11 protein-coding genes are annotated in these 14,441 nt (G+C 41.4%); 4 read left to right on the top strand and 7 right to left on the bottom strand.

Annotation, left to right across the window (positions count from 1 at the left end; translation table 11 throughout):
• Nucleotides 1–106: 106 nt before the first annotated feature.
• Nucleotides 107–535, top strand: coding sequence for a hypothetical protein (locus BGP78_RS09915; RefSeq protein WP_119861243.1), 429 nt, complete (start codon nt 107–109; stop codon nt 533–535).
• A gap of 206 nt (nt 536–741) precedes the next feature.
• Here the strand turns inward: BGP78_RS09915 and BGP78_RS09910 are convergent, their stop codons facing one another.
• The gene (locus BGP78_RS09910) at nt 742–2,235 is read right to left on the bottom strand and encodes a hypothetical protein (RefSeq protein WP_119861242.1); all 1,494 of its coding nucleotides are present in this window, start codon (nt 2,233–2,235) and stop codon (nt 742–744) included.
• Nucleotides 2,236–2,705: 470 nt separating this feature from the next.
• Here BGP78_RS09910 and BGP78_RS09900 point away from each other — a divergent pair, with 470 nt between their 5' ends.
• On the top strand, nt 2,706–3,020 hold the full coding sequence (locus tag BGP78_RS09900; protein ID WP_119861276.1) for a hypothetical protein: 315 nt from the start codon (nt 2,706–2,708) through the stop codon (nt 3,018–3,020).
• Nucleotides 3,021–3,330: 310 nt separating this feature from the next.
• Here the strand turns inward: BGP78_RS09900 and BGP78_RS09895 are convergent, their stop codons facing one another.
• Nucleotides 3,331–4,641, bottom strand: a complete 1,311-nt coding sequence (locus BGP78_RS09895; protein ID WP_119861240.1) for a cysteine hydrolase family protein — start codon at nt 4,639–4,641, stop codon at nt 3,331–3,333.
• A gap of 264 nt (nt 4,642–4,905) precedes the next feature.
• Nucleotides 4,906–5,346 (bottom strand): thioesterase family protein, encoded by a 441-nt coding sequence (locus tag BGP78_RS09890; protein WP_119861239.1) that lies wholly within the window; start codon nt 5,344–5,346, stop codon nt 4,906–4,908.
• Between the two features lie 300 nt (nt 5,347–5,646).
• Between BGP78_RS09890 and BGP78_RS09885 the strand changes: the two genes are divergently transcribed.
• Both BGP78_RS09885 and BGP78_RS09880 read left to right on the top strand, forming a co-directional pair.
• Nucleotides 5,647–6,195 (top strand): IS4 family transposase, encoded by a 549-nt coding sequence (locus BGP78_RS09885; protein WP_182912260.1) that lies wholly within the window; start codon nt 5,647–5,649, stop codon nt 6,193–6,195.
• 99 nt (nt 6,196–6,294) lie between these two features.
• On the top strand, nt 6,295–6,825 hold the full coding sequence (locus BGP78_RS09880; RefSeq protein WP_182912259.1) for a transposase: 531 nt from the start codon (nt 6,295–6,297) through the stop codon (nt 6,823–6,825).
• Between the two features lie 2,267 nt (nt 6,826–9,092).
• Here BGP78_RS09880 and gcvP read toward each other — a convergent pair.
• The 4 genes from gcvP to BGP78_RS09860 form a co-directional block, all read right to left on the bottom strand.
• Entirely contained in the window at nt 9,093–11,984 is a 2,892-nt protein-coding gene (gene gcvP / locus BGP78_RS09875) for an aminomethyl-transferring glycine dehydrogenase (RefSeq protein WP_119861236.1), read from the bottom strand.
• Nucleotides 11,985–12,165: 181 nt separating this feature from the next.
• Nucleotides 12,166–12,555, bottom strand: coding sequence for a glycine cleavage system protein GcvH (gene gcvH / locus BGP78_RS09870; RefSeq protein ID WP_010362541.1), 390 nt, complete (start codon nt 12,553–12,555; stop codon nt 12,166–12,168).
• Nucleotides 12,556–12,607: 52 nt separating this feature from the next.
• Nucleotides 12,608–13,690, bottom strand: a complete 1,083-nt coding sequence (gcvT, locus tag BGP78_RS09865; RefSeq protein ID WP_119861235.1) for a glycine cleavage system aminomethyltransferase GcvT — start codon at nt 13,688–13,690, stop codon at nt 12,608–12,610.
• Nucleotides 13,691–13,824: 134 nt separating this feature from the next.
• A complete protein-coding gene (locus BGP78_RS09860) occupies nt 13,825–14,397 on the bottom strand; it encodes a hypothetical protein (protein ID WP_119861234.1) in 573 nt (190 codons plus the stop codon).
• Between the last annotated feature and the right edge of the window lie 44 nt (nt 14,398–14,441).

Below are 14,441 nucleotides of genomic sequence, written 5' to 3'. Positions count from 1 at the left end.
GAACTTAGAACAACTCCCCTTTTCAGCCCTTATTACTGTGCTTTATGATTGCATTGCGCTAAAATCTCGTCCCAATATTATATACACATTGTAATAAAGGTATTAAATGCATCGTCAAGAAATCACATTCGAATCACAAGGCGGGTTCAAAGTAATGCAGCAAGTTTGGCTTGGCTTACTCGTCATTGTTATGCTGGCGCTTGCCATTTCAAGTTTTATTATGAACCAACAAGTTTGGTACTTTAATGTGTTGTCGTTATGTATGGTAGGCATACTACTGCGTATGGGGTATATGAACTATCGATGTTGTCAGTATTTCAATACTCGACTCGTGGTGAAAAACAACATGCTTTACCACTATACCGGCTTAACTGAAACACAGTATCAATTGCATAACGTGACATGTAGCGAATGTGCGGTATCAAACGTGTATAAACTAACAAATGCTCAAGGGCAAATTATCGCCTACCTAAACGGCTTTTTACCTAATTCAAAAAAACTTACGAATGCAATACTAGCAGCTGCGAGTGAATAAGTTTGCGTCGTTATTAATAGCTTCAATATCGCTGAATACATCTCCTTTCTAATACCTTTCAGATGCTTATAAAGCTGTTTAGAGGTGGGTATGTGATGGCTGCTTTAATGGGCCATCACTTTATTGCCTGTTTAATAAGTTTCAAGGTATTTAAAACCACAAGCCTGAAACTCTCTCAGTCAGTTACGCACGACTAAATTGGTTAGTTATTTTCTTGATCCTAAATGTGGTGCGCCATTGTCAAAGTTAAAACTCACCGTTTCCCCTTCATCACAAGTTTTTCCTGCTTCATAGCGACATGAAGTAACGCTATTTCTGTTGAACTCCGTGATTTCGAAAATATAAGCGCTTTCGCTGGACTCCAAATGTAACTTCCCTTGCTTCACTACAAAGCGACCAACAATATTGTTAGGGCTATTTTCTGCGTATAGGTAGTCTGTACCACCTAAGCTATTCGGGCGAGAGAAAAAGAATAAACGCGTTTCACTACCTGAGCTATTTAACACTAAACTCGCATAATCTAACCAATCGTAAGAAAAGGCATCTATACCATTGTGTTTATCTAACTTAAATTTCATTATTGCACTACCTAGATCGAAAAATGGGCCTTGCGGAACAAGTTCTGAATTTAATTGCTGGTGAACGAAGAGAGTATCAGCATCACGTGCCAATAATTTAAGATTGAATTCACAAGAAGAATAACAAGTGTCATCAGGGCACTCTGACACCGTGCCCAGTATTGGGTGAACTATTTTTTCTCGATATATCTCCCCCGCATCAGTCAGGCTCCACTTAGAACTAGGGTGCACTACGTTTGGGATGTAATAATTATCTGCATAATAATCAAATTGTGCTCCATTTGCTTGCCACTTTCCATAAAAGTCTTCTGTGGCAAAACTACGATTTTGATTCGCTATCATATAACCACTTCGGGTGATTGGGTCTGTATTTTTCAGCCCTTTTACGTTAGCAATATATCGCCATCCAATTCCAGCATACTCCTCGACAACCCAAAATTTAAATAGACGCTTGGCGCCGCTGTGGTAATACTTAATAGCAAGTCTATTTTCACGTACTTTCCATCTCATGTCTTCTGCTACACTGTCAGGAAAGTAAATTTTCCCTCGGCCATTGTCATAAAATTCGACCTGCACGGCATGAAAAGCCTCTGTCCCTTCTTGAGGGTAATGAATAAGATCAAAGTTAGAGATAGTCCATACTTTATCTGTCAGCTCTGTCTCCCAATTTTTGAGCTCACCGACTCTAAGTAATTTACCCTGAGTAACAGGATAAGACTTCTCCAACACCTCTTCAGTTTGAACGTTTACCAACTGCTGCGTTATAGTAGCTGCGATTTTGCCTTGCTCCTGTGCAACTAATGAGACACTGGTTAATTCAACCTTAAATTGAGCGCCCTCCTGTTCAAACTGCCATTGCAGCATAGGTTCTAATAGTGAAATTTCAATACCTGTATCACTTGAATACCAGTGGATATTTGACTTAGCTATTTGTTTTAGTATCCCCTTGCCATTCTTTTTTAACTTAATCTGTAAAGCTAAACTATCTTGTGAGTCACCAATAAATACAAACCGACCAGAATTAATCTGCTCAAGACCCTCTGAATTTAAACTAAATACTAACGAAGACCAAAATGTGAGTAATACCGCTGATATAAAATGGAAATATTTTTTTATTTTCATATTTTCTTTCCTTGTTGTTATTGCAATTAAAGCTGCTCAATAAATGTACCACAAAACGATATCGGAACAAGTACGGCGTTTTTCAAGGAAGTTATATTTTTCAAATACGATATTATGCATAACTAAAGAAGCTTTAGATAAAAAATAGAAGTTTAACTTCGCGTTAAGAAAATCTTTATATACCCAATATAAACTGACTATCATAAAGTTATTAAGAACCTGAAAACACATAGTCATAACTCGCTGCTTTGCCATGGGGTTCATTCTCACCCTTGTTAGAGACTCGAGTACTTCCCCGTTGTTCCATACAAAAAATTGACACCCTATAGGACATCCACGACCAAATGTCGGTAGCCGATCATTTTTTATGCCCTATTTTTCAAGGCGTAGGCACATCACATAAACACATTTACTAATTTGGTTTGAAAAATGCATGTAAAGTTAAAATTCACTTAAGTACGCAAAACACAATGAATAACAGCGACAATACAGTGTATGTGTTGAGCGGGTACGCCAAATGTTCGACCACACACAATGGCAAGTACACACTCGGCAATAAACACTCTATCGGTTTACTAACAACCGATGAAAATTACCAAGGTAATATCAAACAGCTTAAAACTTTTATTAAGGGTTTAGGTTGGGAGTCTATTACGTTTTGCACGGTTGAAAAGGTCGACGATATAAACACCTTATCAAATGACGTTTTAATCTCTAGTTTTATTCGCGCAAAGGAAAACGGTCAATCTTTAGTCGTTAATGATCACCCTATAACAGTGCATTAAGCAGTATTAGTTTATAAAACAGACAGTAAGCCCATTCGTTTTAAAAACTTAATTAGTTCGACTTCGTTCTACACAATGGGATCACTGGCAATAGGATCAGAGTGATGATTACCAAATTTTCTACAATCTGCTGACTTTCTTCCACTTTCGCGAGGTACTAGTAAAGCACGTATGCTAGCTGGTACTTCAACTTATCGAGAGCAACAGCTTCATTATTTAAGAAGGGACCAACGACTCCGATCCCTTTGATTCTAACCCCTTTAATTTGAGGTGCAATTTTATTGTATTGTAAGATTTGCCAACCCTAAACCTAACGTAAACGCGGGTATACCTCTGGGATAATTGCTTCATTTAACTCTATCATTTGAAAGTAAGCCGCAATTTCCTCTTCAGTTAAATCTCCTAGTTGTACTTGAACATACATCTCATAGTCATGCGACTTTTGCGTACTTGGCACCGCACCCAATTGATAGATATAATCTAAATAGTGGATTGGATCTACATCAGATCCTAGTAATGCGTCTTCTAGAATGACTGGCGTAATATCTGCTTCTATTAACTTATAGACCGCATCATACAAACCTAACTGCGAAACCACGCCTGAGATAACCGCTTGCGTCTTGCCAGCGGCTTTTATATCTGCAATCACAGGGTCAATTGTTTTATAGCTCACAACATTGGTATTTTTGCGATATTTAGATGTGTAAGCTTTACCCTTTTTGTTCACATGAAAACTCGGCATGTAGCTAAATATAAATTGCTGTTCTAGCCCTAAAAATGTAAACCTAGGCACTGTTGCCGGTTTATTATCATGTTCGGCCTTAGCCAAACTTGTGTCATCCATATTAAAATTGATCATCGCAATTTTGTGACGGTCGCCTTGATGAAGCTCATCTCGCATGCCTACGGTATAGCGCGGACTATAAATCAATTTGTCCTTGGCTTCCATCGATTCAATAATTTCACTGGCCTTTGCCAACTTAACACCTGCTTGCTGTAAACGCTTGAAAGTGGGTCGTTCATAAATTTCAGTAGAAAAAGTCGCGTCACTCGCCAAATATACATCAAAGCCCATTTTCTTGAGCCCTAAAACTGTTTGCATAACACACACATCGGTTTCTGCACCCGCGACAACCACTCGAGAAACTCCTGCATCAGACCACGCTTTCATTGCTGCATGTATGTCAGTTTCTAATGTTGAATTAAACGTTTGTTTAAAGTAGCTTTGGGTGTTTTCATCAAGCGCTTGCTCAATTCGCGTTATGTAAGGCGTATAATCTAAACCCAAATCGGTTTCGAAAGCTTCGTAAGTAATGGTTGTTGGCATATTTAATTCATTGGCTTTTTGCGCCAATTGTGCAATACGGTCAATGCTAGAATGCAATTGAGGGTCGACATTTTGTGCTGGTATTTCATATTCCGGATAGAAGAGCTTGACCCAAAAGTCGTCACTATCCATGACATATCCTTGCTGCGCATCAATAATGAGCAACCCCGTATTTTCGGCACTCAAATGCACCTGTTCACTCTTTTTTGTTTCTGACGCAAATTGCAACCTGTCATCAATGTTACACGCAGACAGTCCAAACGCCACTGACAACACTAATAGAGACTTTTTCATAAATCACCTGTTTGATTATCCTTATTACAAAGTAAATACATGGTTAAATTTCACACTATTAACGATGGTTAAATGTTTTATTAACAAAGTCAAGCGAGGATAGTTCAAGCGTTTTTTGTCTGTAATTGACTATGCGCGAGTGAAATTAAAAGAGGATAATCAGGGCCGGGTCTTGCTTCGTGCAATCGCCCTATGAGTCATTTGATGTTCACACTCCGAGACACAACACTTATACAGCATCCATCCAACTGAACTTTTAACCCGTCAGTTGCGATTGTTGTCTAACGTGTATTGCTTCAGTATGGTTAGCATATTGCTTGGAATGGAGGCTTTTTGCCCTGAGTTCATATTAAACATCACCACACTCGCATACCCCGTTGTGCATATTACTTGCTGTGATTCACTAAACGCCTCGTAGCGCATCGTGAAGCGGTCTTCTTTTATATCAGTAATGTATGAACCAATATGCAGCGTATCAGGAAAAGTCACTGGCCGTTTGTATTGCGCGTAAGTATCACGCAGAACAGGGCTATGGCTGGGTTCTGACAATATAGACAGTAAGCCCGTTTGGCTTAAAAAATCAATTCGCGCGGTTTCAAAATAGCGAAAATACGACACGTTATTCACATGCCCCAATGCATCCATTTCTCCCCACACCACATTCACTTTTGTATTAATTGCAAACTTTTCGAAAAACTCCTGCATGACGTTGCCTCAAAATTATGGTTATTTATTTTGAGAGTAGCAACTCATCGTACCAGCAACAATGGTAATGTGATCCCTAAATGAAAAAAGTAACTTACTGTCATTAACCAGAGCCAACTCAATGCAAGACCTGACCTCAATGATGCAGGGCTCAATGGGGTCAGAGTCTGAGCTATCCCCAGAAATAATTTATAAAAATCAGCCTGATAAAATAATATATGGGAACTTTCACAATATTTCGCGATCTGATCAATCGCCAAAAATCACACACCACTACACACTATGAAAGTAACCACCATTTTGAAGAAAACACTCACCTTTGTCACCCCTAATATGCATACATATCGCAGGAATAGTCTTATAGCTGCTGTTGCGAGTCTAATTTCAGGGTCTGCCGCCACAGTGACAACGATAGGCAGAGGTATTGATTGCAATGTGAAGGAAAAACATAAAATTAAGCGAGCGGATAGATTGCTATCAAACACGAACCTTGCTCGTGAAAGTCTAGGCATCTATGCCGAATTAGCTAAACATACCGTAGGCACTAAAAAGCGACCCATTATTTTAGTTGATTGGTCTGATTTAGATGAATATAAACGCCACTTCTTGCTTCGCGCTTCTTTGCCATCAAATAAACGAAGTATATGTGCCTATGAAGAAGTTCATTCACTCAAAACCAAAGAAAAACCAATAACGCATACGTTGTTCTTGAAAAAATTAGCCCAAGTACTGCCGCAGGATTGTAAGCCTATTATTGTCACGGATGCAGGTTTTAAAACGCCTTGGTTTCGCAGTGTATTAGCCCAAGGTTGGGATTTTGTTGGTAGAACCCGACTGCCAAATTTTTAATCTGTTGATGAAGAAAATTGGCAATGCATCACACATCTTTATAAAAAAGCGACACAACATGCTCAAGCATTTATTGGCTACATTGCTCGTAGGAATCCCTTGAAGTGTCAGCTTGTTGTATACAAGCAAAAAGCGAAAGGAAGGAAATCACTCAATCGCTCGGGAAAACCAAAACAATCAAAGCATGCAAAAGTGCATATTAAGTCTGCTAGAGATCCGTGGCTTATCTCTAGTTCACTTCCTTATTCACGCAACTCTGCAACTAAGCTAGTTAAGATTTACCAGTTAAGAATGCAGATAGAAGAAGGGTTTAGAGACATGAAAAGCCGGCGCTTTGGACAAGGGTTTAACTACAATCAGACAACCATTCAAAGCCGTTTATCCTTGCTTGTATTACTCACCACTTTGGCACACTGGTTTTTCATGATTATAGGTATGACGGCTAAGCTTGAGAATAAGTACAGGCAGTATCAAGCTAACTCTTTAAAAACAGATAACGTATCGTCATTACAATTTATTGGGCAGCGTGTCTCTGCAGATAATGGGATAAAGTTGTATATGCGGAGCTGCTTAAATGCAATGAAGCAGCTTCGTAATATAGGAGAGGGTTATGATTATACAAACGCATAATTATTTTGTGGGGATCGCACAGACTCTGACCCCATTGATTCTAAAGAAGTATTAAGAACCACCAAGGCGTGGTTTCAATGAACTTGATCATATTAACGTTTGCTTAACCGTATATTAACCCAAATCTCAGGTACGCTATATAATTAGAGCTGAACTACCCTCTGTGGGGGCTAATTTTATTTGATAAATCGAGTAAGCAAACAGTTAAATCGCATTCACGCCAAGAACCTTCCTTTTTAGAGAAAAACAAGACAAACCGACAAGCAAATAAAGAGCTGCATATGGGGGTATGAGCTGCCCAAAGCTAGTTACGTTAGCTGCTCAAAACCTGTCAGCAGCTATCTTTCCTTATTACTACATATAACAATTTAACCACTCTCAAAATCAGGGTAAATACCAATATAAAACTGGTCAAAAAATTAGCCCGTCGACAAGTAGCGCCACGAGCACCCATCGGTACATCGTCAATACATACCTCTGTAATTTCAATTTAATTTGTATAACGCTTAACATATTGCCTTATACAGGTCCAAGTGATAGAGTAATTTTTGTTCACTCTATATTGCCGTAATTTTGGTATGTAGCTTTATGCGATTTAGCTTTAAATAAGGATCGGCATGGCAGTGAACTAAGACTATTAATATAAAGGAATGAATTATGAAAGTGAAACTCAATAAAAAAACAATCAAGTCTCTATCTTATACAGAAAAGTCGTTAAATCAGGAACAAACCAAACAAGTCGGTGGAGGATGGTCAATTCCAACAAACTACATAATGTGTACGTATATATGTCCTATTACTCGTTAATTTAATTGTTTAGCGCGACTCACAGCGCGACAAAGTTAAGCAGCCATAATCTCTTTTTCACATATTTATTGGCTGCTTTTTTGATTCCAAGTACATAAACTCTTATACGAACAACCCACTGAAAATAAGCCGTTCGTAAAAGTTATAATCTCCAACAAGGCCATGCAACTGACACTAAAAGTGCCATAGGTGAAGCGTTGCGATCACGGAAAGTCAGTGAAGTATTTAATCTTATTTATGCTTTTATCTAGTCTTGCTTATGCCCACCAAGATACCATCATTAAACTTGAAGGTAATAAATTAATCGGTCTTCCTAATCAGAGTACGTAAATCCCTATAGGCAATGCGCTTCAAGCCATGCTGGCACATGGATGTGCTTTCATGGCGTTTACGTTCACATCAATTATTTATTTGAAGATCAGCGTCGCTGGGTGAGTCCAGTGAGGGGCCAGCGGCCGACCCTCTTTGGTTGCTGTCGCCAACGCGACAAGGGGTTAATTTTCAAATGACTGTTGAAAAATAGAAAATGCTGACATGAGTTGTTTTATGGATCCTGACCTGCGTCAGGAAGACAATATTGATGCAAGCGCTGCTAAGAATGGATCCTGACCTGCGTCAGGAAGACGATATTGATTCAAGTGCTGCTAAGAATGGATCCTGACCTGCGTCAGGAAGACGATATTAATACAAGTTCTGCTATGAATGGATCCTGACCTGCGTAAGGAAGACGATACTGATTCAAGTGCTGCTATGCATAGATCCTGATCTGTGTCAGGAAGACGATATTGATTCAAGTGCTGCTAAGCATGCATCCTGACCTGCGTCAGGAAGACGATATTGATACAAGTACTGCTAAGAATGGATCCTGACCTGCGTCAGGAAGACAAAGTTAGCAAAACTAGCTATCGCCTATACTCTAACCACTATCACCGCGCTTACAGAAAACACCATTCCCCCTTCTATCACGCCTGAAAATAAACAATTGATGAGTAATGCGCTCGCATGGATGCGAGGCAAGCCATGATTTCGCCAAGGACGGCGAATACATGGCGTTTACGTTCACATCAATTGTTTATTTGAAGATCAGCGTGATGGTGGGGCGCTGGGTGAGTCCAGAGAGGGGCCAGCGGCCGTCCCTCTTTGGTTGCTGTCGCCAACGCGACAAAGGGTTAGTTTAGAGGTAATAGTTGATGACCAAAAAGTGCTGATACAAGTGGTTTATGGATCCGGACCTTCGTCAGGAAGACGATATTAATACAAGCGCTAAGAATTGATCCTGACCTACGTTAGGAAGACGACCTTGATACAAGTACTACTAAGAATGGATCCTGACCTGCGTCAGGAAGACACAATTAAAATACCTACTTCTATTTAACTAGCCACAAAAAAGCCGCTTTGATCACTCAAAGCGGCTTTTGAAATCTAGGTTGAGATTAGGCATAAAGCCCAACCTACCTCAATTACTCTGCATACGTCTCAATCGGCGGACATGAACAAATTAAGTTACGGTCACCTAACACGTCATCAATACGTGTAACTGTTGGCCAGAACTTGTCTTTTGCCACACTTGGTACTGGGAATGCCGCGTAGAAACGGTCATACGCTCGGTTCCACTCATTGCCTAGTACGTCAGCTTGGGTGTGTGGTGCAAATACCAATGGGTTGTTTTCGATAGACCATTCACCAGAGATGATTCTGTCTACTTCGCCCTTGATAGAGATCATAGCTTCAATGAAGCGGTCAATTTCTACTTTAGATTCAGACTCAGTAGGCTCAATCATCAATGTGCCCGCTACTGGGAACGACATAGTTGGTGAGTGGAAACCATAATCTTGTAAACGCTTAGCGATATCCATTTCTGTGATACCTGACGTTTCTTTGATTGGACGTAAATCAACAATACACTCATGAGCAACACGGTTGTTTTGACCACGGTACAAAATTGGGTAATGCTCACTTAGCTTTTCAGTTAAGTAGTTAGCATTCACAATCGCCATTTCAGTTGCTTGCTTTAAGCCTTCTGAGCCCATCATCGTGATGTATGCCCATGAAATAGGTAAAATAGCGGCTGAACCGTATGGTGCTGCTGATACTGCGCCATTGCCTTCAGTCGTGCCAGGCACGTTGATCACGCTGTGGTTCGGCATAAACTCTGCTAGGTGTGATTTAACCCCAATTGGGCCAACACCTGGGCCACCACCACCGTGTGGAATACAGAATGTTTTGTGCAAGTTAAGGTGCGATACGTCAGACCCAATTGAACCTGGGCTGGTAATACCCACCTGTGCGTTCATGTTCGCGCCATCCATGTATACTTGGCCGCCGTGCTCATGCACGATGTTGCATACTTCTTTAATGCTTTGCTCGTAAACACCGTGTGTAGATGGGTAAGTTACCATGATACATGATAGGTTTTCAGCGACGTCAGCGGCTTTCGCACGTAGGTCGTCCATATCAATGTTACCAAGCGAGTCACACGCAACAACCACCACTTTCATGCTGGCCATTTGTGCTGATGCTGGGTTAGTACCATGTGCTGAACTTGGGATTAAGCAGATGTTACGGTGCCCTTCGCCACGTGACTCATGGTATTTACGAATTGCGATAAGACCCGCATATTCACCTTGTGCACCAGAGTTTGGCTGTAGTGATACTGCGTCGTATCCGGTGATGTTTACCAACCACTCGTTAAGCTCGTTGATCATCACTTGGTAACCTTGTGCTTGATCAAGCGGGCAGAATGGGTGCATTTCTGCAAATTCAGGCCACGTTACTGGGATCATCTCCGCTGTCGCATTCAGTTTCATGGTACATGAACCTAATGAGATCATAGAGTGGTTAAGCGCTAAATCTTTATTTTCAAGACGCTTAATATAACGCAGCATTTCAGTCTCGCTGTGGTACGAGTTGAAGTTAGGGTGCGTTAAAATTTCGTCGTCACGTTCTAGGCTTGCAGGAATACCTGTGATGCCATCAGCTGCAACCTGAGAATCAAGTGCGTCTACATCAAGGCCATGGCCTTCACCTAGAATAATATCAAACAACTGTGCTACATCGGCACGAGTGGTTGTTTCGTTCACTGATACTGAGTATTCACCGGCATGATTAGTTGCAAAGTTTACCTCTGCTGCAATTGCACGTGCCACTACCGCGTCTTTGTCTGCGCTTACTACTGTTAGCGTGTCAAACCATGTGTCATGCTTCAATGCAACGCCTTTTGCTTTAAGGCCGGTTGCTAAAATGCTGGCAAAACGGTTAGTACGCTGAGCAATGGTTTTTAGCCCTTGTGGACCATGGTACACCGCATAAAATGCTGCCATGTTGGCAAGTAATACCTGCGCTGTACAAATGTTTGAATTGGCTTTTTCACGACGAATATGCTGTTCACGTGTTTGCATTGCCATACGTAATGCATCGTTACCTAAACGGTCTTTTGATACACCAATAATACGACCAGGTAGTGAACGCTTATATTTATCGCGTGTTGCGAAAAATGCAGCATGTGGACCACCGTAACCCATTGGTACACCAAAACGTTGTGCTGATCCTAGTACGACGTCTGCACCGAGTTTACCTGGTGCTTTTAGAAGCATTAAACTCATGATGTCTGCTGCAACACAAGCAATCGCTTTTTTATCTTGTATTTGTGCGATAAGCGCTTGTACGTCTACCACTTCACCCGTTGTGCTTGGGTATTGGAATAGCGCACCAAAAATTTCATGATTTACGGCGTCTGTTGCTGGACCAACGATGATGTCAAAACCAAACTGTTCTGCACGCGTTGTTACTACGTCAATGGTTTGCGTGTGAACGTCTTCGGCAATAAAGAATGCATTGGCTTTTTTCGCTTTAGATACGCGTTTAGCCAGTGCCATCGCCTCTGCTGCTGCAGTTGATTCATCTAACAATGAGGCTGACGCTAAGTCTAAACCAGTAATATCAATGGTAAGAGTCTGGAAGTTAAGTAGTGATTCTAAACGACCTTGCGCAATCTCTGGCTGATAAGGTGTATATGCCGTGTACCAACCTGGGTTTTCAAGTACGTTACGTAAAATCACGTTTGGTACATGTGTTGGGTGGTAGCCCTGTCCAATGTACGACTTGAATACTTTGTTTTGGCTTGCAACTGACTTTAAGTAGCTCAACGTTTCAACTTCAGTACGGCTATCGCCTACTGTTAAACCTTGCTCTAAACGGATAGCTGCAGGGACGGTTTGACCGATCAGCTCTTCAACACTCGATACTTCAAGAGCAGCTAGCATATCGCTAACTTGCGCTGGGCTAGGCCCAATATGGCGGCGAATAAAATCTTGCTTTTGCTCTAACTGTTCAAGAGATTTGGCGTTTGACATTAGTCCAGATTCCTATGATCCAAAAATATAAATAATATTTACTGCAATAAACCAACGGGGTTTATATTGGTCTATGGTAATCAATTTTAAACAGCACACATCAAGGGTAATGGCTTGACTAAAGTGTGTGTTTGAAAACAATAAAAGCCCCAGTTGGGGCTTTTAAAAACTCACTCGGCGATTAATCTTCGTCGATTGAGTTTGCGTAACCTTCTGCATCTAACAGGTTACCTAGCTCAGCTTCATCAGATGCTTTAACACGGAATAACCAACCGTCGCCGAACGCGTCGTTGTTAACCGTTTCTGGTGAATCTTCAAGGTCTTCGTTAATAGCAACGATTTCACCAGTGATTGGTGCATAGATATCTGATGCCGCTTTTACCGACTCAGCTACAGCACAATCTTCACCCGCATCAACTTCATCGCCAACTTCTGGTAATTCTACGAATACCATGTCGCCTAAAAGCTCTTGAGCGTGCTCAGTGATACCTACAGTATAAGTACCATCACCTTCGGCGCGAACCCACTCGTGTGAAGACGCGTACTTTAACTCGCTAGGAATATTGCTCATTTTTTGTTCCTTTGGTTCGGTTTTTTAGGCGGCGCACCGCCCTATTATAATATTAAATAATTGACTTGCCGTTACGTACGAAGCTTGGCTTCACTACTTTAACGTCAACTAGCTTTTTGCGCATTTCAACCTGTGCTGTCTCACCAGTAGAGCGAGGTACACGTGCTAAAGCAACACTAAAGCCAAGCGTCGGTGAGAATGTACCAGAAGTGATAACCCCTTCGCCACCTTCTACGATAACTTTAGAGCCTGCACGTAACACGCCTTTGCTCTCTAGCACTAAACCAACTAGCTTATCTGTGCTCTTGTCTGCACGTTGTTGCTCAACCACTTTACGGCCAATGAAGTCACGCTCAGCAGGTTCCCAAGCAATCGTCCACGCCATGTTTGCAGCCAATGGCGACACAGTGTCGTCCATGTCTAAGCCGTACAAGTTCATGCCCGCTTCTAAACGTAGCGTATCACGTGCACCTAAGCCAGCAGGAGCAACACCTGCATCTAATAATTTTTGCCAAAGGTCCGCAGCACCGTCATTGTGTACCACAATTTCATATCCTGCTTCACCCGTGTAACCTGTGGTAGCGATGAATAAATCACCTGCTTGCACACCAAAGAAAGGCTTCATACCTTCTACAGCAGCATTTTGTTCAGCATTTAAAACCTCAGCCGTTTTTGCTTTGGCATTCGGGCCTTGTACTGCAATCATCGCATACTCTGGACGTTCAGTTACTTCAACTGCATAACCTTCAGATACTGTTGCGATGTGTGCTAAATCTTTTTCACGCGTCGCTGAATTAACCACTAGTCGGTAATCCGTTTCAGTGAAGAAATAAATGATAAGGTCGTCAATTACGCCGCCTTGCTCATTTAACATGCCAGTGTATAGAGCCTTACCTGGAACAGTTAACTTCGCTACATCATTAGCAACCAACTTACGTAAGAATGCTTTGGCATCGTTGCCTTTCACATCAACAATGGTCATATGAGATACGTCAAACATACCGGCATCGGTACGTACCGCGTTATGCTCTTCAATCTGTGAACCATAGTTAATTGGCATATCCCAACCGTGGAAATCCACCATTTTCGCGCCAGCTTCAATGTGCTTTGCATGTAGTACTGTTTTAGAAGTCATATCATTCCTTCACTGTCATATTTGAACTTATAGGGTATGAGCTATAAGTCTTGCCTCATAGTGAGGTGGGGTTAATTCAATAACAATAAGGGCCGCAAAATCGTCTTGCTAGCCCCTATCATTTAATCTGTTTGTTAGTTTAGGCTAAAGCCTTGTTGCTGCAATACGCCTTGCCACTTTTCAAGTGTTGGTTTTAGCGCAATAAGCTGATATTGCTGTTCGCCGCTTTGCAGTAATGAAGTGACAAACACCTCACCACTTTGTCGGCCATAGCACGCTTGCTCGTCAGATATACGAAGACCCGGCGTTAGTTCAAAGCTGCTCACCAAGGTGTCAAATGCTTGCTGACCACTGAGCGTGTTTACATTTAAGTCGTCACGCACCACCAGCTCAATATCATAGTCATGTTCATGCTGAGTGATTAAAGCTTTAAATGATGCAACCGACTCCACATCAACAACAAAGCGATAGGCCGTTTCGCTAAAGTAATAAACGGCAAAATATTCACCACTTACTAATTGACCTTTGACGCCCAGTCCCGGGGCCATCAATTTGTTTAAGTTAAGCCCTAGTACTTGATTTAAAAATGGCGTGGTTTCAAAACCACTAAAATCTAAAATCACTAGGTTATGTGTAGCAACCATGCTATTGGCTGCAGGCGCTGTGCCTTGGCGATGTTTAGCAAACATTGTAGGAGCAAAAGTCATTGCTACACCTTAAATAAATTTTCATTGACTGCGAGTATATGAGG

The sequence above is a fragment of the Pseudoalteromonas sp. MSK9-3 genome, assembly GCF_003590335.1.
GTDB lineage: Bacteria > Pseudomonadota > Gammaproteobacteria > Enterobacterales > Alteromonadaceae > Pseudoalteromonas.
The sequence above is the reverse complement of the archived record's forward strand: the minus strand, read 5'-3'. Positions and strand labels throughout refer to the sequence as shown.